The sequence below is a fragment of the Grimontia sp. THUN1695 genome (assembly GCF_059704325.2).
Genome location: NZ_AP046577.1, coordinates 148,864 through 174,982, shown reverse-complemented (window position 1 = coordinate 174,982; position 26,119 = coordinate 148,864). Strand labels below are relative to the sequence as shown.

Genomic DNA, 26,119 nt, shown 5'->3' with positions numbered 1-26,119 from the left:
TCTGTTTCAGGCTTCCGGTTTAAAATGTTTTTTAGTTAAGCGTGTCGGCTGGTGATTGGCAGGATCGTCTGGCCAGACATGCTTTGGATACCGGCCTTTCATCTCTTTCTGGACCTCGCGGTAAGCACCCTGCCAGAACCCGGCTAGATCCTGGGTAATTTGCAGCGGCCTTTGCGCCGGACTCAGCAACTCGACCACCAGGGTTATCTGGCCATCGGCGATGGTTGGCGAGGTCGCCTGCCCGTACATTTCCTGCATCCTGACCGCCAATACCGGTTTTTGCTCCGGCTGGTAGCGGATGGCATAGTGCGAGCCGGTCGGCACCTCGTACGTTTCCGGTAACAGCCGGTTCAGTTGCTTGGTTGACTCCCAGCCAAACCAGGCTTCCAGCGCACTGTAAACATCGATTTTTTTTAGATCCTGCATGCTGCGCAGCCCGATCATGAAAGGCGCCAGCCACTCATCCAGTGCATCCAGCAGTGAAGGCTCATCCAAGGGTGGCAAGGAAACCGGAAGCGCCCAGTGTTGCGCGCAACGGGCACGGTTTAAAAGACTCTGCGCTTTCTCCGACATCGGCAACGACGCTTCCCCCTTCCGCTTTATGGCCTGGACCAGTGCGCGGATCAGCATGTCGTCACTTAAGCGGGAAAGCACTTTCCGTGTCACCACAATTTCGCCACAGCAAAGGTGTTGCTCCGCCACTAACGCGCCTTTCTTTTCATCCCAGTCTACCCATTCCCGCTCAGAAAACAGTGAGGGCAGCCTTGTTTGCAGGGTTGCGAAGTCTGTACTGCAAGCGGTAAAGATGCGGCTGTCGCCCTGCGTCACGCTCATCAGGTCCACGGCGACCAGTGCCTCTTCACAAGCCAGCGGGTGATCATTATCAATCTGCGCGCCATGACCGTTACTCAATAGAAAGCGACCATTATTGCCACGGGATTTAGCCACGCGATCCGGCCAGGCAGCAGCAGCCAGAACCGGGAGCCAATTGGCAGACACGTCAGTATCCAATGTCACATTGAGCTTGGCGGCCAGTTGTCCGGCACGCTGACGGTAAGAGGGCTTTTTCATCACCATAGCAACCTGAATGCGAAGATCCGGGTCGACATTGCCCCTTAACGGTTCTTCTGCCCAGGCGGCCAGCCAGCAGGCGGCAGATACGGCTTCAGCACCAAAGTCCTGTGCAGCCGCCAACATCGCCCCAAGACGGGCATCAGTACCCAGCCCGGTTACATATTTTCCTTTGGCGGTCAGCGCGTCGTTTTGATCCAGTATCCCCAACTGGCGCAGGAGGGTAACAGCCTGTTGCCAGTGTTGGGTAGGCGGCAGGTCAAGCCAGTGTAAATCTTTGGGCGAACAGCCCCACTGCACCACTTCCAGAGCCAGTTGCATTAAATCACTGGTGACGATTTCCGGATCCGGCACCGCGCGCATTCGCTGGTACGTTTCTTCAGTGTAGAGTCGAAGACATATCCCTTCCGACAAACGCCCTGCCCGCCCCATACGCTGTATTGCTGATGAGCGCGCAATCTGGACCGTTTCCAGTTTGGTGATCCCGGTTTTACGGTTAAACCGCGCCACACGTTCAAAGCCAGAGTCCACCACCAGCTTGATACCTTCAATCGTCAGACTGGTTTCGGCAATATTGGTGGCCAGCACGACCTTACGCAGCCCTTCTGGCGCCGGCGCAATCGCGGCCTGCTGCGCTTTCGCATCCATCTGGCCAAACAACGAACAAATCATCACACTGTCCGGCACTTTCGCTGCCAGCGCTTCTGCTACCCGGTTGATTTCTCTGGCACCCGGCAGGAATACCAGCGCAGAACCGTCTTCTTTCTGCATCAGTGTTGCGATGGAAGAGGCCACGTCATTCTCGTAGCCAAACTGGCGGGATACTGGCTGGTAACGCACTTCCACCGGAAAGCTCCGTCCCTCTGAGCTCAGCACCTTGGCGTCGGGCAGCAGTCCGGTCAACGCAGCATCATCAAGGGTGGCAGACATCACCAGAATAGTAAGGTCATCACGCAGCGCGCCCTGAACATCGAGTGACAGAGCAAGCGCTAAATCAGCATGAAGGTTGCGCTCATGAAATTCATCGAAAATCAGGAGACTCACGCCTTCAAGGCCCGGATCGGTCTGGATCATCCGGGTCAGCACACCTTCGGTAACAATCTCCAGACGGGTTTTGTCACTCACCCGGGTTTCCCCCCGCACGCGCAGGCCAACGGTTTCACCCACGCTTTCACCAAACTGTGACGCCAGAAAGCGGGCGATATTGCGCGCTGCCAGCCGACGCGGCTCCAACAGGATGATTTTACCGTCGACGACATTTCTCTCCAGCAACGTCTGGGGAAGCCGGGTCGATTTACCTGCACCGGGAGGGGCTTTCAGGATCACTTGTGGGGATTGGGACAATGCCGAAATTACGTCATCCAGGACGCTGTCGATAGGTAGCTGTGACAATGGAAACGCCTTTATGTCAGAATTACCCGCACAGTATACCCAAACAAGCTGAAGATGCTCGAATTCAGCCGTTATCATGCGTTCAACGACTTGCCTAAAACGCTGGACATTTGGCCGTTAACCACTTTCAAGGGATCCCATGAAGTTTGACCCGCCTTTACATCCTGCCACCTTGCTCCGCCGCTATAAGCGTTTTCTTGCCGACGTGACATTGGCAGAGGGTTCTAAAGTCACTATGCACTGTGCAAACACAGGTGCCATGACAGGCTGTGCCACACCGGGAGATACCGTGTGGTATTCCACCTCTGACAACCCCAAACGTAAATATGCCAACAGCTGGGAGCTGACAGAAACCCGTCATGGGCACTTTATTTGCGTAAATACTGCGCAGGCTAACCGTCTGGTGGTAGAAGCAATCAATGAAGGGGTAGTCAACGAACTGCAAGGTTACGATACCCTGAAAACAGAAGTGCCTTACGGGGAAGAAAAAAGCCGTATCGACATTTTGCTGCAATCACCGGACAGGGAAGACTGTTATATCGAGGTGAAAAGCGTCACTTTACTGGAAGAAAACGGACAAGGTTTTTTTCCTGATGCTGTCACTACACGGGGTCAGAAACACTTACGGGAACTGGCAAGCCTTGCCCAACAGAGGAAGCGTGCCGTGCTCTTTTTCGCCGTGCTTCATACCGGCATTAAGAAAGTCTCTGCGGCAAAACATATAGATGCAGTCTATAATCAGTTACTTATAGAGGCTCAGGCACAAGGCGTAGAAGTGATCTGCTATCAGGCGGCACTTTCACCCGTCCAGATGAGCATAACGAAACGGGTCCCGTTCTCCCAGAATTGAGAAAAAATGTAGACATATTCACACTGGGATAACATGAGGCAAAAACAAAGATTGCCTCGTTATAGGGTTTCTGATATAGATACCGCCCTCTTTTGACCGAGCAGGTCAGGGTGTATTTAGGAGAACGCTTAATGCCAGAAAGCAAAGTAAAAAAATCGCTGGGCATCCTGGCTACCGCCGGGTTAGAACCTTACCAAGAGAAGGCTGGCGAGGAATACATGAATGATCAACAAGTTGATCATTTCCGTAAAATCCTCCAAGCGTGGCGCAATCAGCTCAGGGAAGAAGTTGATCGTACTGTACATCACATGCAAGATGAAGCGGCAAATTTCCCCGATCCTGTTGACCGTGCGGCACAGGAAGAAGAATTTAGCCTGGAATTGCGTAACCGCGACCGCGAACGCAAACTGATCAAAAAGATCGACAAGACCCTTCAGCGTCTGGAAGACGATGATTTCGGTTTCTGTGATTCTTGCGGTGTTGAGATTGGCATTCGCCGCCTAGAAGCACGTCCAACCGCTGATCTATGTATTGATTGCAAAACCCTTGCAGAAATCAAAGAAAAGCAAATGGCTGGCTAAGCCTACCGTTTTACCCAGTTTCATGGCAAAAAGGGAGCTAAAGCTCCCTTTTTCCTTTTTCAGAGAAACAGAAAATGCAATATATCGGGCGGTTCGCCCCTTCACCCTCTGGCCCACTCCATTTTGGCTCTCTGATTGCTGCCCTTGGCAGTTACCTGCAAGCCAGGGCCAATAACGGGAAGTGGCTGGTTCGTATTGAAGATATTGACCCGCCACGGGAAGTGACCGGTGCGGCTGACGCTATTCTTAAAACACTGGAAGCCTATGGCCTGCACTGGGATGACAGCTTACTCTACCAACATGACCGTTATGACGCCTATCAGGCCCAAATTGATGCCTGGCTCGCTACTGGCGAAGCCTATTATTGCCAATGTACGCGACGTCAAATCAAGGATGCAGGTGGCCTCTATCCCGGCACCTGTCGCCACCGGACGTTAGGTAACGAAGGATCTGCTGTGCGGGTCTGCATCGATAACCCTGTTACTGAGTTCGTTGATATCAAGCACGGTGTCATGTCGTTGGACCCTGCCATGGCGGCAGAAGATTTCATCATCAAACGCCGTGACGGCCTGTTTGCCTATAATCTGGCCGTGGTGTTGGATGATATCTATCAAGGCATCACTGAAGTTGTACGCGGTGCAGATCTGATTGAGCCGACAGGAAGACAGGTTTCTCTGTATCAAAAACTGGGTGCCTCCCAGGTGAGTTATTTGCACTTGCCACTTGCACTCAACAGCGACGGGAATAAGCTTTCTAAGCAAAACCATGCTCCCGCCATCGACAATGCCCGCCCCGGCCCAGCGATGGAGGCAGCGTTGACATTTTTAGGCCATCCGCCGCCAAAAGAGTTGCACGGCGCGCCCGTGACCGATTTGCTCCAATGGGGCATTGAAAACTGGCAGATCTCCAAGCTGCCAAGCAAGACGGAAGTGATTACAGCTTTCTAAAATGCAAAGCTGTGATATATGATATGCCGTCGTTTTTATGGGCCGACCTGTCAGATACGAGGTGAGTTATCTTTAATCGAGTTACCAGCTTTTGCCGTAAGGTATTGAATCGCGATAATAAAACACGCGCGATTGACGACCTGAAGCTAGAGATTATTCCACGCCAAGAGCACGGTATATCAAGAAAAGATATCAGCGAAAATGCGCTGAAGGTGCTCTATCGCCTGAATAAGGCTGGCTTTGAGGCATACCTCGTCGGCGGAGGTGTGCGTGATTTACTGTTAAACAAGCAGCCAAAAGACTTTGACATTGCCACCAATGCCACCCCGGAAGAAGTGCGAAAACTGTTCAGAAACTGCCGCCTGGTTGGGCGCCGTTTCCGGTTGGCGCATATTCTGTTTGGTCGTGACGTGATTGAGGTCGCCACATTCCGTGGTCACCATGCGGGCGATAAAAGCGACAAGGCTGCTGCCCGCTCCAATGACGGAATGCTGCTGCGTGATAATGTCTACGGTACTATTGATGAAGATGCTGAGCGTCGCGACTTCACCATCAATGCCCTTTATTACAACATTGATGATTTCTCGGTACGTGATTATGCCGGCGGTGTGGAAGATCTGAAAAACCGCACCATCCGCCTGATTGGCGATCCGGAAACCCGCTACCGCGAAGATCCGGTACGCATGTTGCGCGCTGTACGTTTTGCCGCCAAGCTTGATATGCGCATTAACGAGGCGACGGCTGCCCCTATCCCGGCGCTGGCTCACCTGCTTCGTGATATTCCGGCGGCACGCCTGTTTGAAGAAAGCCTGAAGCTGTTGCAATCTGGTCAGGGTTTAGCAACGTATCGACTGCTTCGCGATTTTAATCTGTTTTCGCCACTGTTCCCGCTTCTGGAAGAACACTTCACCGAAGATCGCAGTAGCAAGTGCGAAAAAATGCTGGAGCTGGTGCTGAAATCTACCGACGCCCGTGTCGCCAAAGATCAGCGGATCAATCCTGCCTTTATGTTTGCCGCCATGCTGTGGTATCCGCTCGAGACCCGCGCGGAAGAAATTGCGTTCGAAAGTGGCCTGAGCTATTACGATGCCTTTATGGTGGCCGCGAACGACATTCTGGATGAGCAGGTGAAAAGCATTGCCATCCCGCGCCGCTTCACCGCAATGATCCGCGATATCTGGCAACTGCAGCTCCGTCTCAGTCGCCGCTCGGGCAACCGCGCCTACAAACTGCTAGAGCAAAACAAATTCCGCGCCGCATTTGATTTTCTGGAAATGCGCGGAGAGATTGAAGGCGGCCAGTTAAAAGAGCTGGCAACCTGGTGGGATGAATTCCAAAAAGCCGATCGCGATGGCCGCTATGAAATGGTTCAGCTGCTCAACAAAGCGAGTGCAGCGAAAAAAATCCGCCGTCGCCGAAAGAGCAAACCACGTAGCCGTAAACCAAAATCAGAATCATGATCCGTGCATACATTGCGATAGGCAGTAACCTTGGCAATCCGGCAGAAAAAGCCCAGCAGGCGATTGAAGCCCTTAAACAGTTGCCGGACAGCCGGTTTGTCTGTGTCTCATCGCTTTACACCAGTAAACCGATGGGCCCTTCAGACCAACCGGATTATGTCAATGCAGTTGCAGCCATTGACACCGGGCTACCACCGTTAGATCTTCTGGATCATACTCAACGCATTGAACTGGAGTTTGGTCGCGAACGTAAAGATGAACGTTGGGGCCCCCGGACTCTTGACCTGGATATCCTCCTTTACGGGGATCTCCAACTGGAAAGCGAACGGCTTACCGTTCCACACTACGGGATGAAAGTACGTGAATTCGTGCTTTACCCTCTCGCCGAAATCGCCCCTGACTTGCAGTTGCCTGATGGCAGTGCTGTCGCAGAACTGGTCGCCGTCACGGACAAAAACGGCCTGACCATCCTCGCATAAGCACATCCGCCTCGGCACTTTAGCGAAAACAAGCAGGGTTTGGGAGACAAGATGAAAAAAGTGACGATTAACACCTTGATGGCATGGAAGCAAGAAGGACGTAAATTTGCCTCGGCAACGGCGTATGACGCCAGTTTTGCCCAATTATTTGAAGAGCAGGACATGCCGGTATTGCTGGTTGGCGACTCTCTTGGCATGGTTTTACAAGGTAAAGGTGACACCCTCTCCGTTACGGTGGATGAGATTGCCTACCACACCCGCAGTGTGCGTGCTGGCAGTCCCAATTGCCTGCTGATGGCTGACATGCCTTTTATGTCTTATGCTACGCCTGAACAAGCCTGTAAAAATGCAGCGGTACTGATGCAGGCGGGCGCAAATATGGTCAAACTGGAAGGTGGCGCCTGGTTGGCGGAAACCGTTACCATGCTCACCCAGCGTGCCGTGCCAGTGTGTGCACACCTCGGCCTGACCCCGCAGTCCATCAATATTTTCGGCGGCTTTAAAATCCAGGGTCGCGACGAAGACAAAGCAGAACAAATGGTTCAGGACGCCTTGGTGCTGGAAAAAGCCGGCGCGCAAATCATCTTGCTGGAATGCGTGCCAAAAGCATTGGCAGCGCGCATCACAGATGCTGTCGGCGTCCCTGTCATCGGTATTGGTGCCGGTAATGTGACAGACGGTCAAATACTGGTGATGCACGACATGTTTGGCATCTCTGCCAACTACATCCCACGTTTTTCCAAAAACTACCTGAAAGAAACAGGCGACATGCGTCAGGCGGTGTCGCGCTATATTGAAGAAGTGGCAAGCGGTGAGTTCCCTGGCCCTGAACAGACGTTTAACTAAGGAATGCCGATAAAATGCAAGTAATCGCTGAGATTGCCCCATTACGTGAACAAGTTCTGCAATGGCGACGTGAAGGGCAACGCATCGCGTTTGTCCCTACGATGGGCCATCTGCACGACGGTCACCTGACCTTGGTACGACGGGCACGTGAAAATGCCGATGTCGTTGTTGTCAGCATCTTCGTCAACCCCATGCAGTTTGATAAAACTGACGATCTGGCGGCATACCCGCGCACACTGGATGAAGACATTGCCAAGCTGAACTGCGAAGGCGTTGAGCTGGTATTCACCCCAACCGCCGAGGTGATGTACCCCAATGGCATGGATAACCATACCTTTGTCGATGTGCCGGGCGTGTCAGGTGTGCTGGAAGGTGCATCCCGTCCGGGTCATTTCAGGGGGGTGGCAACGGTTGTCAGCAAACTGTTCAATATGGTGCAACCGGATGTTGCCTGTTTTGGTGAGAAAGATTTCCAACAGCTCGCGGTGATCAGGAAAATGGTGGAGGATCTCTGTCTGCCCATCGAGATCATTTCTGTTGCTACCGTACGCGAAATGGATGGACTGGCGATGAGCAGCCGCAACAGCCGCCTGACCGTAGATGAACGCCAGCGTGCGCCAGTCCTTGCAAAAACCCTGCGCTGGATCAGCAGCCAGATGCGCGGTGGCCGAAATGATTACAGTGAGCTGGTGTTGGACGGAAACGACCAACTGCGTGCTGCCGGTCTGGAGCCGGATGAAATTTTCATCCGTGATGCCCATACCCTGCAGGCCATCACCGAACATACCAGCAAAGCGGTGATCCTGGCTTCAGCCTTCCTTGGGCAAGTCCGCCTTATCGACAACCTGACGGTCGATTTAGCGCCTCAGGTCAGTGATGACAGCGAAGAATAAGCCTTAAAAAAACCGCCAGCGGCGGTTTTTTTTCGTCTGCACAGTGTTAGCTTCTCAGGCCAATCCCACGACTGATAAGGTACCAGGCCAAGCTGTAAAGCACGACAACAAACAGTCCAAGCACCGCAAAAGACGTTGTGATGTTCACATCCGATACGCCAAGGAAGCCATAGCGGAAGGCATTGACCATATAGACAATCGGGTTCAGCTTGGACACCCCCTGCCAGAACTCAGGCAACAGCGAGAGCGAATAGAATACACCACCCAGATAGGTCAGCGGCGTCAGCACGAAGGTCGGGATAATGCTGATATCGTCAAAGCTATTGGCAAACACCGCATTGATAAGCCCCCCCAGGGAAAACACCACAGATGTCAGGATCACGGTGGCAACAATCACCCCAAAATGGGCAATGTTTAAATCGACAAAGAACAGCGACACCATAGAGACCATAAGCCCGACGGCCAGTCCACGCGCCACGCCCCCGCCAACATAACCGCCAATAATAATGTAGTTGGGCACCGGCGCAACCATCAGCTCTTCAATGTTGCGGTGCATTTTTGCACTGAAAAACGACGAGGCAACATTGGAGTAAGAGTTGGTGATCACCGACATCATGATAAGGCCCGGCACAATATAGGCCATATAACTGAAACCGCCCATTTCACCAATACGGCTGCCTATCAGGTTCCCGAAAATAATGAAATACAGCGTCATGGTGATCGCTGGCGGCACCAGCGTTTGCACCCAGATACGGGTGAAACGCGTCACTTCTTTGATGATAAGGCTTTTAAACGCTACCCAATACAGTTTATTCACGCTTTGGCCTCCGCATTTTCACGGATCAGAGTCACGAATAGCTCTTCCAGACGGTTGGCTTTATTGCGCATAGAAAGCACCTTTGTGCCCTGCGCTGACAATTGTTCAAACACTGTGTTCAATCCAGTATCTTTATGGACATCTACTTCCAGGGTATGGTCATCAAGCTGCACCCATTTCACCCCTTCCAAGTGCTCTACCCTGCTGCCCGGCGCCAGATCGAGAATAAAGGTTTCCACATCGAGCTTTTTCAGCAGCGCCTTCATCGAGGTATCCTCAATCAGCTCCCCCCGGTTAATAATGCCAATGTTTCGGCACAGCATTTCCGCCTCTTCCAGATAGTGGGTAGTCAGGATGATGGTGATGCCCTGTTTGTTGATATCTTGCAGGAATGTCCACATCGAGCGGCGGAGTTCAATATCTACCCCTGCGGTAGGTTCATCCAGGATCAACAGTTTCGGTTCATGCATCAGCGCACGGGCAATCATCAGCCGACGCTTCATGCCACCGGACAGGTTGCGGGCAGACTCATTACGTTTATCCCACAGATCCAGCTGGCTGAGATATTTCTTGGCGCGACGTTTGGCCTCGTCACGCTCCACACCGTAGTAACCGGCCTGATTAACCACAATTTGCTCAACCTTTTCGAATTGGTTGAAATTAAACTCCTGTGGCACCAGACCAATTTGCTTTTTCGCTTCCACCAGATCGGTATCGATGTCATAGCCAAAGATTTTGACCTTGCCGGCGGTTTTGTTAACCAGAGAACTGAGAATGCCAATGGTGGTTGATTTTCCAGCACCGTTTGGACCGAGCAGAGCGTAAAAATCGCCTTCCTGAACGGAAAGAGATATCCCCTTCAGCGCTTTGACATCTGTGCCATAGGTTTTGACCAGATTGTCGATTTCTATTGCTTTCATTGCGTTATTTTTCTTTTAAGGCATGACTTCCGTTAACCGCTTGGCGGCATGAAGTGCATCATAACGGGAGTCGAACATATGCGTATCAGCAACCCAGTTGCCAACATGGAGACGCTTAAGCTGTTCGGTGGTCTGCTCATGTGGGCTGAGCAGGAACACCGTACAGTTCGCTTCGCGGGCATCAGCAATGGCATTTTCCAGCGCCAGCCCCACGGTCATGTCAATCAAAGGCACATCACTCAAATCCAGGATCATCACGCGATAATCACCAATCCGGGTATGTTGTCGGGAGATGGCTTTGGACACGCTGAAGATCATTGGGCCAGAGAGATAGAAAAACAATACCTTGCCATCAGATTCATCCAATAATGCCCGCTCTTCATCTGACAAGGGGACATCATCGTCATCTGCATCACTGATGGCTTTCACCTGCTTGGCCTGCTCACGGCTAAGCCGCTCTATCACAATAATGTTTGAAATAAAGACACCGAGCCCCACCGCCACAATCAGGTCAACAAATACTGTCAACGCCATCACACCATACATGATCGCGGTTTGATGCAGGCTTACTTTATGGGCGCGTTGCAGGAAACTCCAGTCAAGAATGTTAATCCCCACATACAGGGCAATACCCGCCAGCACCGCCATCGGAATGGGTTCAGTGAGGAAACCTGCAACCAACACTACAGCCGCAAGGATAAGCGCCCGGACAATCCCGGCCAAAGGAGAACGCGCGCCAACCTGCACATTGACCACGGTTCCCATGGTGGCGCCGGCACCAGGCAGCGCCCCAAACAGGCCGGAAATCATATTGGCAATGCCCTGGCCGCGCAGTTCTTTATCCGAGTTGTGCTCTTCCCTTGTCAGGGAGTCTGCAATCACTGCGGTCAGCAAGGTATCAATACAGCCCAATGTACCCAGCACTAAGGCATCAATCACCATAGTGGTCAGAAGCTCTGGGGTGAAGGTCGGCAGGACGATAGAAGGAAGCCCAGTCGGAATTTCACCGATGCGGCGGATACTGCCGGGATCAAAAAACAACACGGAAAGCAGTGTGACTGCAACTAAGGCGACCAATTGTGCAGGAACATACTTACGGTATTTTTTCGGAAAGTAGAACAGGATCCCCAGGGTCAGCAGCCCCAGAAACAGCTCCCTGACACTGAGGTTAGACACGGTTTCCGGCAATGCCTGAATCGTTCCAAGTACTCCTCCCGGCGGAGCAGCGTGTCCAAGCAACGGGCTGATTTGCAGCAAAATCAGGATCACACCGATGCCTGACATAAAGCCTGAAATCACGCTGTATGGCATCAGGGTAACGTACTTACCCAGCTTCAGCGTGCCCAAAAGAATCTGGAATGCCCCCGCCATCATCACCACAGTGAATGCCATGGCAATGCCGGTTTCCGGGTAACGGGCCATCATCGAGGTCAGGACCGCAGTCATGATCACTGTCATTGGGCCAGTCGGTTCAGAAATCAGGGTGGATGAGCCGCCAAACAGCGCAGCAAACAGTCCAACAAGAATTGCGCCCCACAAACCGGCTTCCGCACCCGCGCCGGATGAGACACCAAATGCCAGTGCCAGGGGAAGAGAAATGATGGCAGTCGTGACACCACCGAAAATGTCACCTTTCAAGCTCCAGTGTTTGAACCGGTCGAAATTCACAACGTGCTCCCTTTTAATGTTTCCTTTTTTCAGCGAATTGCCGGATTGCCCAGGCAGGCTTGGAGCTGTTTTTTTGCTGCCGGACTTCACGGCATGAAAAACACCGTTTGCCACGGCCTATCACTACGCATTGTGAAAAGGTCAGATATTTTTCACCCAACTGATTGAAGAATAGGTAGTTCAGCGCCCCCAGTATACCGTTCAACGGTGCAACAAGGGATCCGTTATATCAACTATGTTGCTGGTAAGAGGAGTTAATACGTTAAGTGGAAATAGTTAAATTGTATCTAATTATTATCTGTTGTGGTGTATAGTCTCGCTCAGCATGTTTCAGGGGGGCACCATGGCGCAAATCAAGCAACTTTTCTCTAACAATGTAAAATGGTCGAAAACCATCAAGGAAGACAACCCTGCCTATTTTGCTGAGCTGGCCCAATCCCAACATCCTGAATACCTCTGGATAGGGTGTGCCGACAGCCGGGTGCCGGCGGAACGGCTAACCGGCTTGGACTCCGGCGAGCTTTTCGTGCACCGAAACGTCGCCAATCAGGTGATCCACACCGACCTCAACTGCCTGTCAGTGGTGCAATACGCCGTTGACGTGCTCAAGGTAAAGCACATTATCATTTGTGGCCATTATCGCTGTGGTGGCGTGCATGCGGCGATTGAAAACCAGGAACTGGGGCTTATCAACAATTGGCTGTTGCACATCCGCGATCTCTACCGCAAGCATAAAAAATACCTGAGTTCACTGAGCCTGGAAGAACAGGGAAACCGACTGTGTGAGATCAACGTGGCAGAGCAGGTCTATAACCTGGGAAATTCTACGATACTGCGCTCAGCATGGGAGCGCGGGCAGGATATTAAGGTCCATGGCTGGTTTTACGACATCAGTGATGGTGTGCTGAAAGATTTAGGCATGACGGCAAACAATTTGCAGACACTGGAAGCGGGTTATGAAGCAGCCATGGCCGAACTGGTCCCCGGTTAACCCGCCATCACCATACAGATGCCTAAATAGCAAAAAAGCGATCCGACGATCGCTTTTTTCACTCTTCGCAGGAGGAATCAGTCTTCCAACGGAACCACTTTACCAATATACGGCAGGTGACGGTACTTCTGCGCATAGTCGATGCCAACACCAACGACAAACTCATCCGGGATCTTAAAGCCATACCAATCCACATGAACATCAACTTCGCGACGCTCAGGCTTGTCGAGCAGTGTACAGATACGGATCGAGTTTGGTTCACGAATAGACAGGATGTCACAGACTTTGCTTAGGGTATTGCCGGTGTCGATAATGTCTTCCACCAACAGCACATCTTTTCCTTTGATGTCGTCGTCCAGATCTTTCAGGATGCGTACATCGCGGCTGCTTTCCATTGCATTGCCGTAGCTGGATGCGGTCATAAAATCGACAGAATGTGGCCGTTCGATAGCACGCGCCAAGTCAGCCATAAAGACGAAAGAACCACGTAACAAGCCAACCAAGACCAGGTCTTGAGAATCTTTATAATGTTCAGTGATTTCAGCACCCAACGCTTTTACACGTTGCTGGACTTCCTGCTCTGAAATCATCACTTCTACGGTATGTTTCATTCTAACCCTCGACGGTTATCCGCCAGACTGCCTGTGTAATGAGGTCGCACATTCTATCACTGCCCCCGTTTTGATCCTACTCGATACACGTCAAAATTTCGTCGACCAATTATGCGTGGTCATTGTTAAGCAACTGGTTGCTGTTGTACACTCATCGAGCAGTTGTAAAGAAAGACCGGACACTAATAGAAAGATTGCCATATTGAGGCAATCCTGTTTCAAAACAAGTTGGCAGGAACCAGGATGACTACATCAAATGGACGTACCAGAACCCGTTTGTCGCCTGAGCAGAGAAAAGAACAACTGCTCGGCTATGCGCTGGAAGTGTTTTCCAAGCGCGGTATCGGGCGCGCAGGACATGCAGATATTGCCGATATAGCACAGGTCTCAGTCGCGACTGTGTTTAATTATTTTCCCACCCGTGAAGACCTCGTTGATGCAGTGCTAAAAGCCGCAGAAATCGAATTCCAGCAAATTATTACGCGCCATCTCTATCTGGGTAAAAACAATGTTCGCAATTCACTCTCTTTTGTTACCTCAGCATTGATTGACGCAGCATTGGCTGACGAAGAATGGTTAAAGGTATGGTACGAATGGAGCACGTCAATTCGTGAAGATATCTGGCCGAACTTCGTGGAAGGCAAGAATGTGGTGCTGGACCTGTACACAGCACTGTTTGCCCATAGCATTGAGGAAGGCGTGCTCCCGGAGCGCCGATCTGCCACTGAACTGGCACGCCTTTTTGATGGTGTCTGCTACATTCTTTATCTGCAGACCCACCAGCAGCCGGATAAGGACGCACTGATCCGCCAGGCCGATGGTTATATTGATATGCTATGCAGCCATTGAGATAACCGTTATCTCCAGCCATAAAAACCGGCCGCTGCCGGTTTTTTCATACGCTGTGATTAGCTGGCTTCAAACAGCACTGGCGGATGCGGCCTGATATCGAGACGAACCTTATCACCCGTATCGAGTAACTGGTTAGAGTACACCATCAGGCATTGGCCATTGACATCGACCAGATAACGACAGCTATCGCCCATAAACTGCACGTCACTCACTACCCCATTACCCGCTTCATCGGGGGTAATGGAAAGGTTCTGCGGCCTGATTAGCCACTCAAGCGCATCACCATTTGCAGCTTGCTCAACCGGCCACTCACCCAACGGCGTGTACATTTTTTGGTCACCGTTGACAGACACCGGCACATAAGAGCCATGCCCCAGGAAATCGGCCACAAAGCGACTGCTCGGCCGGTAGTAGAGCTCTGTTGCACCGCCGTATTGTTCAATCACGCCTTTGTTCATCACCGCGAGCTTATCTGCAAATGCAAACGCTTCTTCACGGCTGTGGGTCACGAATATTGCTGTGACGTCCTGCTCTTTGAAGATCTTGCGAATTTCTTTGATCAGGCTGTGGCGCACCTGGGTATCAATGTTAGAGAAAGGTTCATCTAACAATAGCAAGTCTGGTTTACTGGCGAGCGCACGGGCAATCGCGACACGTTGCTGCTGTCCGCCAGAAAGCTGATGTGGATAACGTTTCCCCAGACCATCCAGTTTCACCAGTGCCAGCATTTCATTGACACGCGCCTTTATTGCCACCTTGTCCCAGCCTTTGAGACCAAAAGCCACATTTTCCGCCACGGTCAGGTGTGGGAATAAGGCGTAGTCCTGGAAAATCATCCCGATATTGCGCTGCTCAGGCGGCACACTTACCCCTTCCCCCACAATCTGACGGCAGTTAATGCTCATCTCACCGGCATCCAGTGGCAGCAGGCCCGCAATGGCTTTCAGTAAGGTGGTTTTGCCACAGCCACTCGCGCCCAGCAGGCAGACAATTTCACCTTTCTCAACGCGGAACGTGAGATCATTCAACACTGCCTGGCCGTTATATCGACAAATCAGGTTGTTGACGGTCAGTGCACAACTCATGAGTGGCTTTGCTCCAGAGAACGGTTAATCATGATCAGAGGTATCAGTCCCACCAGCACCAGCAGCACCGCAGGCAGTGCCGCGTATTCGAGGTGCTCGTCAGAGGCGTAGTTAAACACATAGGTCGCCAGGGTTTCGAAGTTGAAAGGACGCAGCAGTAATGCCGCATTGAGTTCTTTCATCGACTCTATAAACACCAGCAACATCGCAATCAGGCAACCACGGCGGATGAGTGGCAACTGCACACGCTGGATCATGCTTCGCACGTTGCATCCCATGGTTCGGGCGGCCATATCCAATGACGGCGATACTTTGGCAAGACTCGACTCTACACTGCCTATCGCAACTGCACTGAAACGTACCACAAAAGCCGTCAACATGGCGAACATAGTGCCAGAAAGAATCAAGCCAGGCCTGCCCCAACCCATCATATTGGTCAGATCATTAATCATATGGTCGGCACTGGTCAGGAAAATCAGTACACCAATGGCCAACACAGTTCCTGGTACCGCATAACCCATTGACGCCATACGGATAGGGACATTACTGGCTGCATTGCCTGCAAGACGCTTATAAAAATTCACCAGCAGTGCAATGATCAGGGCGAGCACAGCCGCAATCAGCGACACATAAAGACTGTTGGCACTGTACTGGGCAAATTCTTCGATAGAACTGCTGGAATGGTAATCCCAGGCATAAATCAATAACTGGCCAAGTGGTGCGGCAAACGCAGTCATAAACAGCCCCCAGCACCACACCGTTGCGATCACTTTATACTTGCCACGTAATGATGCCTTGGTGATGGTGTCTGGCGTAACATTCTGGCTGAAAAGCTTTTGTTTGCGGCGGCTGTAACGTTCACTGCTGATCAGAAGGAAAATCACCACCAGCATGATGGCTGAAATTTTTGCCGCAGCATTAAGGTTGGAATACCCCAGCCAGGTGTCATACACCGCGGTTGTGAGGGTGCTGACCGCAAAATAACTGACAGTGCCATAATCCCCCAGCGATTCCATCGCCACCAGGGATGCGCCGACGGCAATCGCCGGACGGGCAAGTGGCAGAGAAACCCGAAGAAAACTCTGTGTCGGCGTACAACCCAAGAGGCGCGCAGATTGTGTCAGCGTCAGACTTTGTTCCATAAACGCAGCGCGGGCAAGCAGGTAAACGTAAGGATAAAGCACCAATGCCAGTACAAAACAGGCGCCGGGCAAGGTACGTAAATCAGGGAACCAGTACTGGGCAGCAGATGTCCAGCCAGTAAGATCACGAAGAAGTAACTGAATAGGGCCGGCATAATCGAACCAATCGGTATAAATATAACCGACAATATACCCCGGCATCGCCAGAGGCAGGACCAACGCCCACTGCAACCAGCGGTCACCGGGAATCGCGTAATTCGCCAACAACCAGGCTGAGGGGATCCCCATCAGTAAGGCCAGTGATACCGTGCCTGTCACCAAAAGCGTGGTGTTGAGAGCATAGGTCCCCATCACCGTCGACACCAAATGACCAAAAACGTCATCGGACTCACCCAGCGCGGTATAAAAAATCGCCAAAACAGGCAAAACCAGCAGCAGGGAAAAAGCCCAACTACTGGTTTTCAAAAATCGGTTCTGTTCTAACATTGCCTACAACATTATGGCGTCAGAATACAGCGAAAGAGGGAAGCACCTTCCCCCTTAGCTATACAGGTTTTGTGACTTACAGATCAAACTTCACTTCGTCCAGAAGCTTCATTGCTTTCTCATGGTTCTCGGCAATGCGTTCCAAAGACAAGTCATCTGCACGGTACTCTCCCCAGGAAGCAACCAGTTCAGAGCTCGCTACGCCTGGCTTCACTGGATCTTCATAGTTCAGTTCCGCGTACATCTTCTGTGCCACATCTGACGTCAAAAACTCCATCAGTTTTTGTGCGTTTTCTTTGTTCGGTGCGTATTTCGCCATTGCCATGCCACTCACGTTTACGTGGGTACCATTCGCATTCTGGCCCGGATAGTTCAGGTAAACACTTTCAGCCCAGGGAATTTGTTTCTCATCTGCTAACATTTTGCCCAGATAGTAGCTGTTACCTAGAGAAACGTCGCACAGTCCTTCAGAAATAGCTTTCACTTGTGCGCGGTCGTTGCCTTGAGGCTTACGTGCCAGGTTTGCTTTCACACCTTCCAACCAGGCTTTCGCTTCTGCTTCACCATGATTGGCGATAACAGCAGAAATCAATGACACATTGTAGGGGTGTTTACCTGAACGAGTACAGATTTTTCCTTTAAATTCAGGCTTAGCCAGATCCATATAATCAAAGTCGTTACCCAGCTTACCAACACGATCGCGTGACGAGTACACACCACGGGCGCGCAATGTCAGGGCAAACCAGCGATCATTACTGTCACGGAACTGGGCAGGAACGTTGCTTTCAATCACTTCACTGTCCAGGGCCTGAACCAAATCTTTGTTATCCAGTTCTTTCAGACGTGCGATATCAACCGTCAGCAAAACATCTGCTGGGCTGTATTCACCTTCCTGTTGCAGTTTCTCTGCCAACCCCTCTTTGGCAAACTTTACGTTTACCTTGATGCCCGTTTCTTTCGTAAATGCATCCAGCATCGGCTCAATCAGAAATGGCTGACGATAGGAGTAGACATTAACTTCTTCTGCAGCTTGCGCTACGCCAGTACCCATAACCCCAAGCATCAACGCAGATGCAGACAGCAACTTTTTCATATCCATGACTTCCTAAAGCGCAAATTTAAATGATAACGTTTATCAATTAGATTAGTATACACATCATCCCTGTGTGCGCAATAGATTGTGCAAACAGCCTATCTAAAAAAGGGCCCTGCATCATAAAATGCAGGGCCCCGATACCAACAATGGCTATTACCGCTTATCTCACACTGACAAATTCTGGGTAAGCATCAACACCACAGTCGTGCGAATCCATGCCTTCAAGTTCTTCCTCTTCAGTGACACGGATACCCATTGTCGCTTTCAACAGCGCCCACACAGCAAGGCTCGCACCGAATACCCAGACGAAGATAACCGCCGCCCCGAAAATTTGTGCACCGAATGTCGCATCGGCATTGCTGAAAGGAACAGCCAACAGACCAAACAGGCCGCAGGTGCCGTGCACCGAAATTGCACCCACAGGATCGTCAATTTTCAGTTTATCCAGACCAACAATACTGATCACTACCAGTGCCCCCGACAGACCACCGATAGTCAGTGCGGCAACCGGAGCCGGAGAAAGAGGGTCAGCGGTAATGGCAACAAGCCCTGCCAGCGCACCGTTCAAAACCATGGTCAAATCGGCTTTACCCCACGTTGCCTTACACACAGTCAGTGCCACAATGGCCCCCGCCGCTGCCGCAGCGTTGGTGTTCAGGAAAATCTGTCCCACTGCTGTCGCGTTTTCAAAGTCAGACACCATCAGTTGTGAACCGCCGTTAAAACCAAACCAGCCGAACCACAGAATGAAGGTACCCAATGTTGCCAGTGGCAGGTTTGAACCGGGAATCGGATAGATTTGGCCATTCTTGCCATATTTTCCTTTCCGGGCACCAAGCAGGAGAACCCCAGCCAGTGCCGCTGCTGCGCCTGCCATGTGAACAATGCCTGAACCTGCAAAATCACTGAAACCGGCTTGTGACAGGAATCCGCCGCCCCATGTCCAGTACCCTTCCATGGGGTAGATAAATGCCGTCAGAACCACCGAAAATGCCAGGAAAGCCCACAGCTTCATCCGCTCAGCCACTGCACCGGAAACCACGGACATTGCCGTCGCAACAAAGACAACCTGGAAGAAAAAGTCTGATTCAAGAGAGTGATCCGCGCCTTCGCTCTGGGTACCAATCAAGGCACCGAACGATGGCAGCCAGCCGCCTTCCGTGTTGTCGACATACATGATGTTGTAGCCCACCAACAAGTACGTCGTACAGGCAATGGCATATAGACAGATGTTCTTGGTGAGAATTTCTGTGGTGTTTTTGGAGCGTACCAACCCGGCTTCCAGCATGGCAAAGCCTGCTGCCATCCACATTACCAGCGCACCTGACATTAAAAAGAAAAAGGTATCGAGCGCATAACGCAGCTCTGTCACAGTTGTTGTCAGTTCCATCTTTACTTCCTCCCCTAACCCTTAAATCGCTTCTGCGTCCATCTCGCCGGTACGGATACGTACCGCTTGCTGGAGGTCATAAACAAAAATCTTTCCGTCACCAATTTTTCCGGTCTGCGCCGCCTTACTGATAGCGTCGATAATGTCATCCACATTTTCGCTATGTGCAGCAATTTCCAATTTTACTTTCGGCAAAAAGTCCACCTGGTATTCCGCGCCACGATAGAGCTCTGTATGCCCTTTCTGACGGCCAAAACCTTTGACTTCCGTTACTGTCATCCCATCCACGCCAACTTCGGCCAATGCTTCACGCACATCATCGAGCTTGAAGGGTTTGATAATTGCGTTGATCAATTTCATTGCCGTCTCCTTGATCCTGATTTAACTTCTCTTTGGACAAGAAATAAACAAATGGTGTGCCAATTTTTATTTATGTTTATATTCAGTTAGTTATATGGAACTTTAAAAATAACCCACTTTTATTGCACCATTTTGGTGCTCTAGTTTCACCGTGATCAGGCAGAAAAGATCCCCTCCCAAACCATGCACTAAAAAGGGACATAGGAAATAAAGACAGGAAAAAGTGGAAGGTGAGCCAACGGAGATCCTTTCCGTTAGATTTTAAAATAAGGAGATTAACGTCCGTAGCGACGGATAAAGTCTTGCCAGGCTTCAAGCACTGACAAAAGGTCTTCCGGACCACACAATGACACGCTCTCTTCCTCATAAGCGTGCAAATCCACATCCGGCATCTCTTCCTCGCCACCTTCAATGACACTGTTGGCCTGCACAAGCGCTTCTTCCTGTGTCAGTTGCAGGTGAAACACCTTACCGGGACGCAACCACTCGCCACCTTGCTGCATCACCCGGTTCAGGTTTTCCAGCACCTCATCAATGGCATCATGATCGGTTCCCAACTCATCCACCAGCCAGCGCCCTAGGGCTTCATGCCCCATAGAGAGCTCAGCATGGAAGCTGTCGTCTAAAGTATTACGTCGAAATTCGTAGTCCACAGGTACCCTCCGATTATTGAGAGGTCATTGTTGATATTCTCTTTAAAGATGCAATGCGTTTTTTCACCCATGCAGGTCACAGAATTGGCTTTCTGTTGGGCGTGTTGCCATTTGCGAAAAGTAACCTAGTGATCATCGTCGACACTCATTCGCATCCTACCCATGAAGATTACGCCAGACTTAGCCAATGCCATTGTCCAACGCGCGATAAAGATTATAAATAACGCGCTCAACGTGATGGATGAACAAGGTTATATCATTGCCTCAACAGATCACTCCCGGCTTCACCAGCGTCATGAAGGCGCCATTCTCGCCTTGTCGGAAAAACGGACTATTGAGATTACTGAAGAGATGCAACACAACATGTGGGGGGTAAAACCGGGGGTTAACCTGCCAATCTTTTTTAAGGAGCAGGCCATCGGTGTGGTTGGGATATCCGGAAAGCTGGAGGCTGTCAGGCAGTATGGTGAGCTGGTTCGCATGGCAGCGGAAATGACTGTAGAACATGCACATGAACTCGATCTGTTGCGATGGAGTGAAACCAGAAAAGAAGAGTTTGTTCTCCAATGGCTATACCATGAAACCCACGAAGATCACTTACGCTCGCTGGCTGGCAAGCTGAACGTGAATTTGGATACACCCTACGGTGTCGCCCTTTGCCAGCATCCTATTGATGTTGACCAGCGCACCCTCACCACGCAACTGACGTCCATCCATCCTCACATCCTCAAAGCCAGTTGCAGTGGCGTGATCTTGGTGGTTTTAGTGCCGCTTCAAGGTAAAAAGCCGGAGACACTCAACCAGTACTGGGCAAAAAATATCCAGCGACTGTTAAAACAGCTCCCTGTTGCCAACCGGTGTCGGTGGGTGTTCAGTGATCCAGTCTCTGACATTGACGACATACGCAATGCTTTTTTCGGACTGTGCTCTGTCCTCAATGGCTTGCAGGATAACGTCCATCAGGCCAGGCTCTCGGATTACCCGCTTGCCGCGTTGCTGAACCCGGTGTCAGAACCGTGGAAACTTGGGCAGATCAATAACATCCTCAGGTCAATCGAAGGGAAAAGCCCGGATCTGCTCACGACCTTGCGTGTCTGGTTCATCCACAACAGCGATATCGATAAAACGGCATCATCTTTGTTTGTGCACCCCAACACGGTACGTTACCGCCTGAAACAAATTGAGGAATGTACCGGCCTCTCGCTGACAAATTTTCAGCAAAAAGGGCTGCTTTACGCGGCATTAACGATCAAACCAACTTCACAGTGGATTGTTGATATAAATAAAAAATAGCCCTTAAAAGGGAAATATTTTGTAGAAAAAAACATAGTTTTATCAATATCAGTCTGGAAAATACACACGATAACAACATAACAATACTTCACGACCCTACAAGGAGATTTATTCATGGAACTCGTTATCGTGTTATTGATAGCCATCGCCTTCGTGGTGCTATCAACGTCCAAATTTAAGATTCACCCCTTTCTGGCACTGCTTGGCGCAGCCTTTTTAACCGCATTGCTCTCCGGTCTTCCTCTGGAAAACATCGCAAAAACCATCAGCGGTGGTTTTGGTGGCATTCTGGGGTATATCGGTCTGGTGATCATGCTCGGAACCATTATCGGCACCATTCTGGAGCGCTCCGGTGCTGCCATTACCATGGCTGATACCATCATCAAGCTGCTGGGCGAACGCTTCCCCCGCCTGACGATGTCACTGATTGGTTATCTGGTTTCTATTCCGGTATTTTGCGACTCTGGGTATGTAATCCTCAACTCTCTGAAACGGGCGATGACCAAGCGTATGGGCGTCTCTGCCGTCGGTATGAGTGTCGCACTGGCAACCGGCCTCTATGCTACCCACACCTTTGTTCCGCCAACGCCCGGACCGATTGCCGCCGCCGGAAACCTGGATCTCACCAATAATCTGGGTCTGGTTATTGGCCTTGGTCTGATTGTGGCCGCAGTAACCGCGATGGCAGGCTTACTCTGGGCAAACATTGTCTCATCACGTTATACGTGTGGCGAAGATAACGAAGTGGCAGAAAGCTACGAAGCACTTAAAGCCCGCTATGGCAAGCTGCCAACTGCAACCCAGGCTTTTTCACCCATATTGATCCCTATTCTTCTGATTTGCCTGGGTTCTATTGCTAATTATCCCAGTGCACCTCTTGGCGATGGCACGCTGAAAACCGTGCTGGCCTTCTTCGGTGCACCACTCAACGCGCTGGTTGTCGGCCTGTTTATCGCCCTGCCTCTGGTGAAAACTTCTGAGGAAAAACCCACCAAAGGAGAAGCCCTGACGGCACAGGTTGCTGATGCGATTTCAACAGCAGCCCCAATCCTTTTGATCACCGGTGCCGGCGGCGCATTTGGTGCGGTGCTTAAAGCAACCAGTGTTGGCCCACAACTTGGCGAGGCATTATCAACACTGGGCATCGGTCTTTTCATGCCATTTATTGTCTCTGCCGCACTGAAGTCAGCGCAGGGTTCATCAACCGTTGCCCTGGTCACCACCTCCGCACTGGTTGCCCCATTGCTTGGCGATCTTGGCCTTGCCTCTGAGATGGGACGGGTGTTGACTGTATTAGCGATTGGTGCAGGCGCCATGACCGTTTCACATGCCAATGACAGCTTCTTCTGGGTCGTGACCCAGTTCAGTAAGATGTCTGTCAGCACAGCATACCGTGCGCAAACCGTTGCCACCCTGATTCAGGGGGTGACCGGTATCATCACGGTTTACATCCTTAGTTTGATACTTCTGTAATTTGCTTTTTGGAGCCCAAGAATGCACGTCGTGATTGCCCCCGACTCTTATAAAGAAAGCCTGAGTGCCGCAGAAGTCGCTCAGGCAATAGAAAATGGTTTTAAACACGTTTTTCCTTCCTGGCGCTATACCAAACTGCCCATGGCAGACGGCGGCGAAGGCACAGTACAGTCACTGGTTGATGCAACCGGTGGCCAGATCATCACGGTCAATGTCACCGACCCGCTTGGCACCCCCGTTGAAGGCTTCTTTGGCCTTCTAGGTGACGGGGAAACAGCGGTGATTGAAATGGCCGCAGCGTCTGGCCTGCATTTGGTTCCCCCTTCGCAGCGCAACCCGCTGGTCACCACCAGCTTTGGAACCGGCGAGCTGATCAAAGCGGCGCTGGATAAAGGGGCCAGACACCTGATTGTCGGTATTGGCGGCAGTGCCACCAACGATGGTGGCGCCGGTATGGCGCAGGCATTGGGTGTCAAACTGCTGGATGCAGACGGCAATGATATCGGTTTAGGGGGCGGCGCACTGAACAAGCTGCATACCCTCGATTGCAGCGGGATGGACCCTCGCCTGTCCCAGGTAAAGCTGGAAGTAGCCTGTGACGTGGATAACCCACTGTGTGGTGAAAAAGGCGCATCGGCGGTTTTCGGCCCGCAAAAAGGGGCGACACCGGAGATGGTAAACGAACTGGATGCCAATCTCTCCCACTTTGCAGACATCATAAAATCCGTACTGGGCAGCGACGTAAAACACCGTGCCGGTGCGGGCGCGGCAGGTGGCATGGGCGCAGCCCTGATGGGCATTTTTAATGCTGACTTACGTCCGGGCATCGACATTGTCATGGATGCAGTGAACCTGTCAGAGCAGCTGAAAGACGCTGATCTGGTGATCACCGGTGAAGGGCGAATCGACAGCCAGACCATTCACGGTAAAACCCCGATTGGCGTTGCCCGCTGCGCCAAGCAGTACAAGCTGCCGGTGATTGGGATTGCCGGGTGTCTGTCCAACGATGTGGATGTGGTGCATGAACATGGTATTGATGCGGTATTCAGCGTGGTGCCGCGCCCGGTAGCATTGGCTGATGCCCTCAAGGAGGGTGCAGTTAATGTGGAAAACACGGCAGCAAACGTGGCGAGAACGCTGGCTCTGAGCCTGAATCTAGGACCCAGGACCTAGGACCTAGGACCCAGTATCCCCAAAACCAAGAAAGCCTCCTGTCGGAGGCTTCAGATTGCTGACTAACCCCGCTTTTTCAAGCGGGGTTTTCTTTTGTTAGCGGCCGAAGGCCGCGATCGCGCTATTTTTCCATATTGTTATGTTCAGGCTGCTTTTAACCCACAGAAGCTGATTTGCTTCACTATCTGAGCTATTTGGCGCGTATTAAGCCCAATTTTGCGAAGATAAGCCTCCAGTAAGGCTATCTTCTTGATGTTTTGCGCTGCTGCCGCCAACCAGCATTGGATTTGTACTTTCAACAGACCACGGAACCTCGCATAGCGATGGCCATGATGTTGTTTGGCATCTGCGAAGCTTCGCTCCACCGTCTCTGCCCGTCGTCGGTACACTTTCTTTCCCCAGGCTGTCAGCCTCAAGGCATTGGCATTCTCTACCGATTTCTCGAACAGGTGCCGGGTTATCACCCGTTTGTGATTCTAGCTCTTGGTGCAATCATCGCGCAGCGGACAGGTTTTGCATATCTGTGGGTCAGAGTGATACTCGCTGTATGCCTGACGGTTGGTGGTCTTGTAAACCAGCTCCTGTCCCTGAGGACAGAGATAGCGGTCCGTCTCTTTGTCGTAATGAAAGTGCTTTTTCTTGATGGCATTCTTCGTACGGTGAGGCCGGCGGTATCCCATTATCGGCAGCATTTGCCGTTGTTCCAGTTCATGGCAGATAGTCGCGGTGAAGTAACCGGCATCAAGCCCGGCGGCAACAGGCGAGAGCGTAAAGCGCGCTAACGTGGTATCCAGACGGGCGATATACGGTTGGGCGTCATTCACATTGCCTGGCGTGACATGGGTGTCGAGGATGATGCCGTGTTTGCCGTCGACGGTGCGATGGTCAAGGTAGAAGAAGCCCTGTGGTTTTTGGTCCCGTGTCATGAACCCGCTGTCTGGGTCGGTGGTGCTGACTTTGGTGTTTTTCTCAATGTGACCATCTTTCGGTTTGAGTGGGCGTTTTCCTTCTGCTGCACGGTCAGCGTCAACCGCTTCATCTAACAGCTCGGCATAAGCACTGACGTTTTGTTTCACCAGTTCGTTACGGTATTTACGCTTGTTGGCATTGGCTTTCAGGTGAGTGCTGTCGGTAAATAAGACGCGTCCCTCGACCATGCCTTTGTTCATCGCCTGCTCGACGATGCGGATGAAGATGCGCTCGAACACGTCGGTATCGTTGAAGCGACGGCGGCGGTTCTGGCTCAAGGTGGACGCATCAATCACCTTTTCGGTTAGCGACATGCGAAGGAACCAGCGGTAAGCGACGTTGACCTCGATATCTTTGACGAGCTGGCGTTCACTTTTGACGCCGAAGAGGAAGCCTAGGAGCAGGATTTTAAACAGGCGAACGGGGTCTATCGCAGGGCGGCCATTGTTGTGGCAGTAGAGATGGGCGACTTCGTCACGGATAAATTCAAAGTCGACGGCAGCATCGATTTTGCGAACGAGATGGTTTTTGGGGACCAACTGTTCGAGTGTCACCATCTCGATTTCATATTGCTGAGGGCCAGGGTCTTTAAGCATGTCACCCAATCCATGATTGATTTGC

General features: G+C 51.4%; 23 protein-coding genes and 1 pseudogene. 12 read left to right on the top strand and 12 right to left on the bottom strand.

The annotated features are described in order from the left end of the window. Positions 1-6: 6 nt before the first annotated feature. Positions 7-2,463: an ATP-dependent helicase HrpB gene (gene hrpB, locus AC6IB1_RS04215; RefSeq protein ID WP_497567947.1), complete on the bottom strand. Its 2,457-nt coding sequence runs from the start codon at positions 2,461-2,463 to the stop codon at positions 7-9. A gap of 139 nt (positions 2,464-2,602) precedes the next feature. Between hrpB and sfsA the strand changes: the two genes are divergently transcribed. The 7 genes from sfsA to panC all read left to right on the top strand — a co-directional run bounded on the left by sfsA (position 2,603) and on the right by panC (position 8,519). Then, the gene (gene sfsA / locus AC6IB1_RS04210; protein WP_497567946.1) at positions 2,603-3,313 is read left to right on the top strand and encodes a DNA/RNA nuclease SfsA; all 711 of its coding nucleotides are present in this window, start codon (positions 2,603-2,605) and stop codon (positions 3,311-3,313) included. A 131-nt stretch (positions 3,314-3,444) separates the two neighbouring features. Beyond that, positions 3,445-3,894 (top strand): RNA polymerase-binding protein DksA, encoded by a 450-nt coding sequence (dksA, locus tag AC6IB1_RS04205; protein WP_005502053.1) that lies wholly within the window; start codon positions 3,445-3,447, stop codon positions 3,892-3,894. Positions 3,895-3,968: 74 nt separating this feature from the next. Continuing rightward, a complete protein-coding gene (gene gluQRS, locus AC6IB1_RS04200) occupies positions 3,969-4,841 on the top strand; it encodes a tRNA glutamyl-Q(34) synthetase GluQRS (protein WP_497567945.1) in 873 nt (290 codons plus the stop codon). 104 nt (positions 4,842-4,945) lie between these two features. After that, a complete protein-coding gene (gene pcnB / locus AC6IB1_RS04195; RefSeq protein WP_497567944.1) occupies positions 4,946-6,301 on the top strand; it encodes a polynucleotide adenylyltransferase PcnB in 1,356 nt (451 codons plus the stop codon). Next, a complete protein-coding gene (folK, locus tag AC6IB1_RS04190) occupies positions 6,298-6,780 on the top strand; it encodes a 2-amino-4-hydroxy-6-hydroxymethyldihydropteridine diphosphokinase (RefSeq protein ID WP_497567943.1) in 483 nt (160 codons plus the stop codon). The genes pcnB and folK overlap by 4 nt, the downstream gene beginning before the upstream one ends. 51 nt (positions 6,781-6,831) lie before the next feature. Continuing rightward, entirely contained in the window at positions 6,832-7,626 is a 795-nt protein-coding gene (panB, locus tag AC6IB1_RS04185; RefSeq protein WP_497567942.1) for a 3-methyl-2-oxobutanoate hydroxymethyltransferase, read from the top strand. A 14-nt stretch (positions 7,627-7,640) separates the two neighbouring features. Beyond that, positions 7,641-8,519 carry a pantoate--beta-alanine ligase gene (gene panC, locus AC6IB1_RS04180; protein WP_497567941.1) on the top strand — a complete coding sequence of 293 codons (879 nt, stop codon included), beginning with the start codon at positions 7,641-7,643 and terminating at the stop codon, positions 8,517-8,519. A gap of 46 nt (positions 8,520-8,565) precedes the next feature. On the opposite strand, the gene AC6IB1_RS04175 is transcribed toward panC, so the two are convergent. From AC6IB1_RS04175 to AC6IB1_RS04165, 3 genes are read right to left on the bottom strand one after another with little or no spacing between them, the layout of a single operon-like run. Continuing rightward, positions 8,566-9,336 carry an ABC transporter permease gene (locus AC6IB1_RS04175; RefSeq protein ID WP_497567940.1) on the bottom strand — a complete coding sequence of 257 codons (771 nt, stop codon included), beginning with the start codon at positions 9,334-9,336 and terminating at the stop codon, positions 8,566-8,568. Further along, the gene (locus AC6IB1_RS04170; protein WP_497567939.1) at positions 9,333-10,256 is read right to left on the bottom strand and encodes an ABC transporter ATP-binding protein; all 924 of its coding nucleotides are present in this window, start codon (positions 10,254-10,256) and stop codon (positions 9,333-9,335) included. Before AC6IB1_RS04170 ends, AC6IB1_RS04175 begins: the two co-directional genes overlap by 4 nt. A gap of 15 nt (positions 10,257-10,271) precedes the next feature. Continuing rightward, a complete protein-coding gene (locus tag AC6IB1_RS04165) occupies positions 10,272-11,924 on the bottom strand; it encodes a SulP family inorganic anion transporter (protein WP_497567938.1) in 1,653 nt (550 codons plus the stop codon). Between the two features lie 343 nt (positions 11,925-12,267). On the opposite strand from AC6IB1_RS04165, the gene can reads away from it, so the two are divergent. Beyond that, complete coding sequence (gene can / locus AC6IB1_RS04160) at positions 12,268-12,915, top strand: carbonate dehydratase (RefSeq protein WP_497567937.1); 648 nt, start codon at positions 12,268-12,270, stop codon at positions 12,913-12,915. A gap of 77 nt (positions 12,916-12,992) precedes the next feature. On the opposite strand, the gene hpt is transcribed toward can, so the two are convergent. Beyond that, complete coding sequence (hpt, locus tag AC6IB1_RS04155; protein WP_497567936.1) at positions 12,993-13,526, bottom strand: hypoxanthine phosphoribosyltransferase; 534 nt, start codon at positions 13,524-13,526, stop codon at positions 12,993-12,995. A gap of 243 nt (positions 13,527-13,769) precedes the next feature. Here hpt and AC6IB1_RS04150 point away from each other — a divergent pair, with 243 nt between their 5' ends. Beyond that, positions 13,770-14,375, top strand: a complete 606-nt coding sequence (locus AC6IB1_RS04150) for a TetR/AcrR family transcriptional regulator (RefSeq protein ID WP_497567935.1) — start codon at positions 13,770-13,772, stop codon at positions 14,373-14,375. Positions 14,376-14,434: 59 nt separating this feature from the next. Here AC6IB1_RS04150 and AC6IB1_RS04145 read toward each other — a convergent pair whose 3' ends face one another. The 6 genes from AC6IB1_RS04145 to AC6IB1_RS04120 all read right to left on the bottom strand — a co-directional run bounded on the left by AC6IB1_RS04145 (position 14,435) and on the right by AC6IB1_RS04120 (position 20,590). After that, positions 14,435-15,463, bottom strand: coding sequence for an ABC transporter ATP-binding protein (locus AC6IB1_RS04145; RefSeq protein ID WP_497567934.1), 1,029 nt, complete (start codon positions 15,461-15,463; stop codon positions 14,435-14,437). After that, positions 15,460-17,091: an ABC transporter permease gene (locus tag AC6IB1_RS04140; protein WP_497567933.1), complete on the bottom strand. Its 1,632-nt coding sequence runs from the start codon at positions 17,089-17,091 to the stop codon at positions 15,460-15,462. Before AC6IB1_RS04140 ends, AC6IB1_RS04145 begins: the two co-directional genes overlap by 4 nt. A gap of 76 nt (positions 17,092-17,167) precedes the next feature. After that, complete coding sequence (locus AC6IB1_RS04135) at positions 17,168-18,184, bottom strand: Fe(3+) ABC transporter substrate-binding protein (RefSeq protein WP_154124510.1); 1,017 nt, start codon at positions 18,182-18,184, stop codon at positions 17,168-17,170. Between the two features lie 163 nt (positions 18,185-18,347). After that, complete coding sequence (locus AC6IB1_RS04130; RefSeq protein ID WP_497567932.1) at positions 18,348-19,577, bottom strand: ammonium transporter AmtB; 1,230 nt, start codon at positions 19,575-19,577, stop codon at positions 18,348-18,350. A gap of 21 nt (positions 19,578-19,598) precedes the next feature. Further along, positions 19,599-19,937, bottom strand: a complete 339-nt coding sequence (gene glnK, locus AC6IB1_RS04125) for a P-II family nitrogen regulator (protein ID WP_005502084.1) — start codon at positions 19,935-19,937, stop codon at positions 19,599-19,601. 275 nt (positions 19,938-20,212) lie between these two features. Beyond that, positions 20,213-20,590 carry a YacL family protein gene (locus AC6IB1_RS04120; protein ID WP_497567931.1) on the bottom strand — a complete coding sequence of 126 codons (378 nt, stop codon included), beginning with the start codon at positions 20,588-20,590 and terminating at the stop codon, positions 20,213-20,215. Positions 20,591-20,752: 162 nt separating this feature from the next. Between AC6IB1_RS04120 and AC6IB1_RS04115 the strand changes: the two genes are divergently transcribed. From AC6IB1_RS04115 to AC6IB1_RS04105, 3 genes are all read left to right on the top strand, one after another. Continuing rightward, entirely contained in the window at positions 20,753-21,883 is a 1,131-nt protein-coding gene (locus AC6IB1_RS04115) for a CdaR family transcriptional regulator (protein WP_497567930.1), read from the top strand. 114 nt (positions 21,884-21,997) lie between these two features. Further along, positions 21,998-23,356 (top strand): GntP family permease, encoded by a 1,359-nt coding sequence (locus AC6IB1_RS04110; RefSeq protein WP_497567929.1) that lies wholly within the window; start codon positions 21,998-22,000, stop codon positions 23,354-23,356. 21 nt (positions 23,357-23,377) lie between these two features. Next, a complete protein-coding gene (locus AC6IB1_RS04105) occupies positions 23,378-24,529 on the top strand; it encodes a glycerate kinase (protein ID WP_497567928.1) in 1,152 nt (383 codons plus the stop codon). A gap of 143 nt (positions 24,530-24,672) precedes the next feature. On the opposite strand, the pseudogene AC6IB1_RS04100 reads toward AC6IB1_RS04105, so the two are convergent. Next, positions 24,673-26,094: pseudogene (locus AC6IB1_RS04100) on the bottom strand (IS1182 family transposase). Positions 26,095-26,119: the final 25 nt, after the last annotated feature.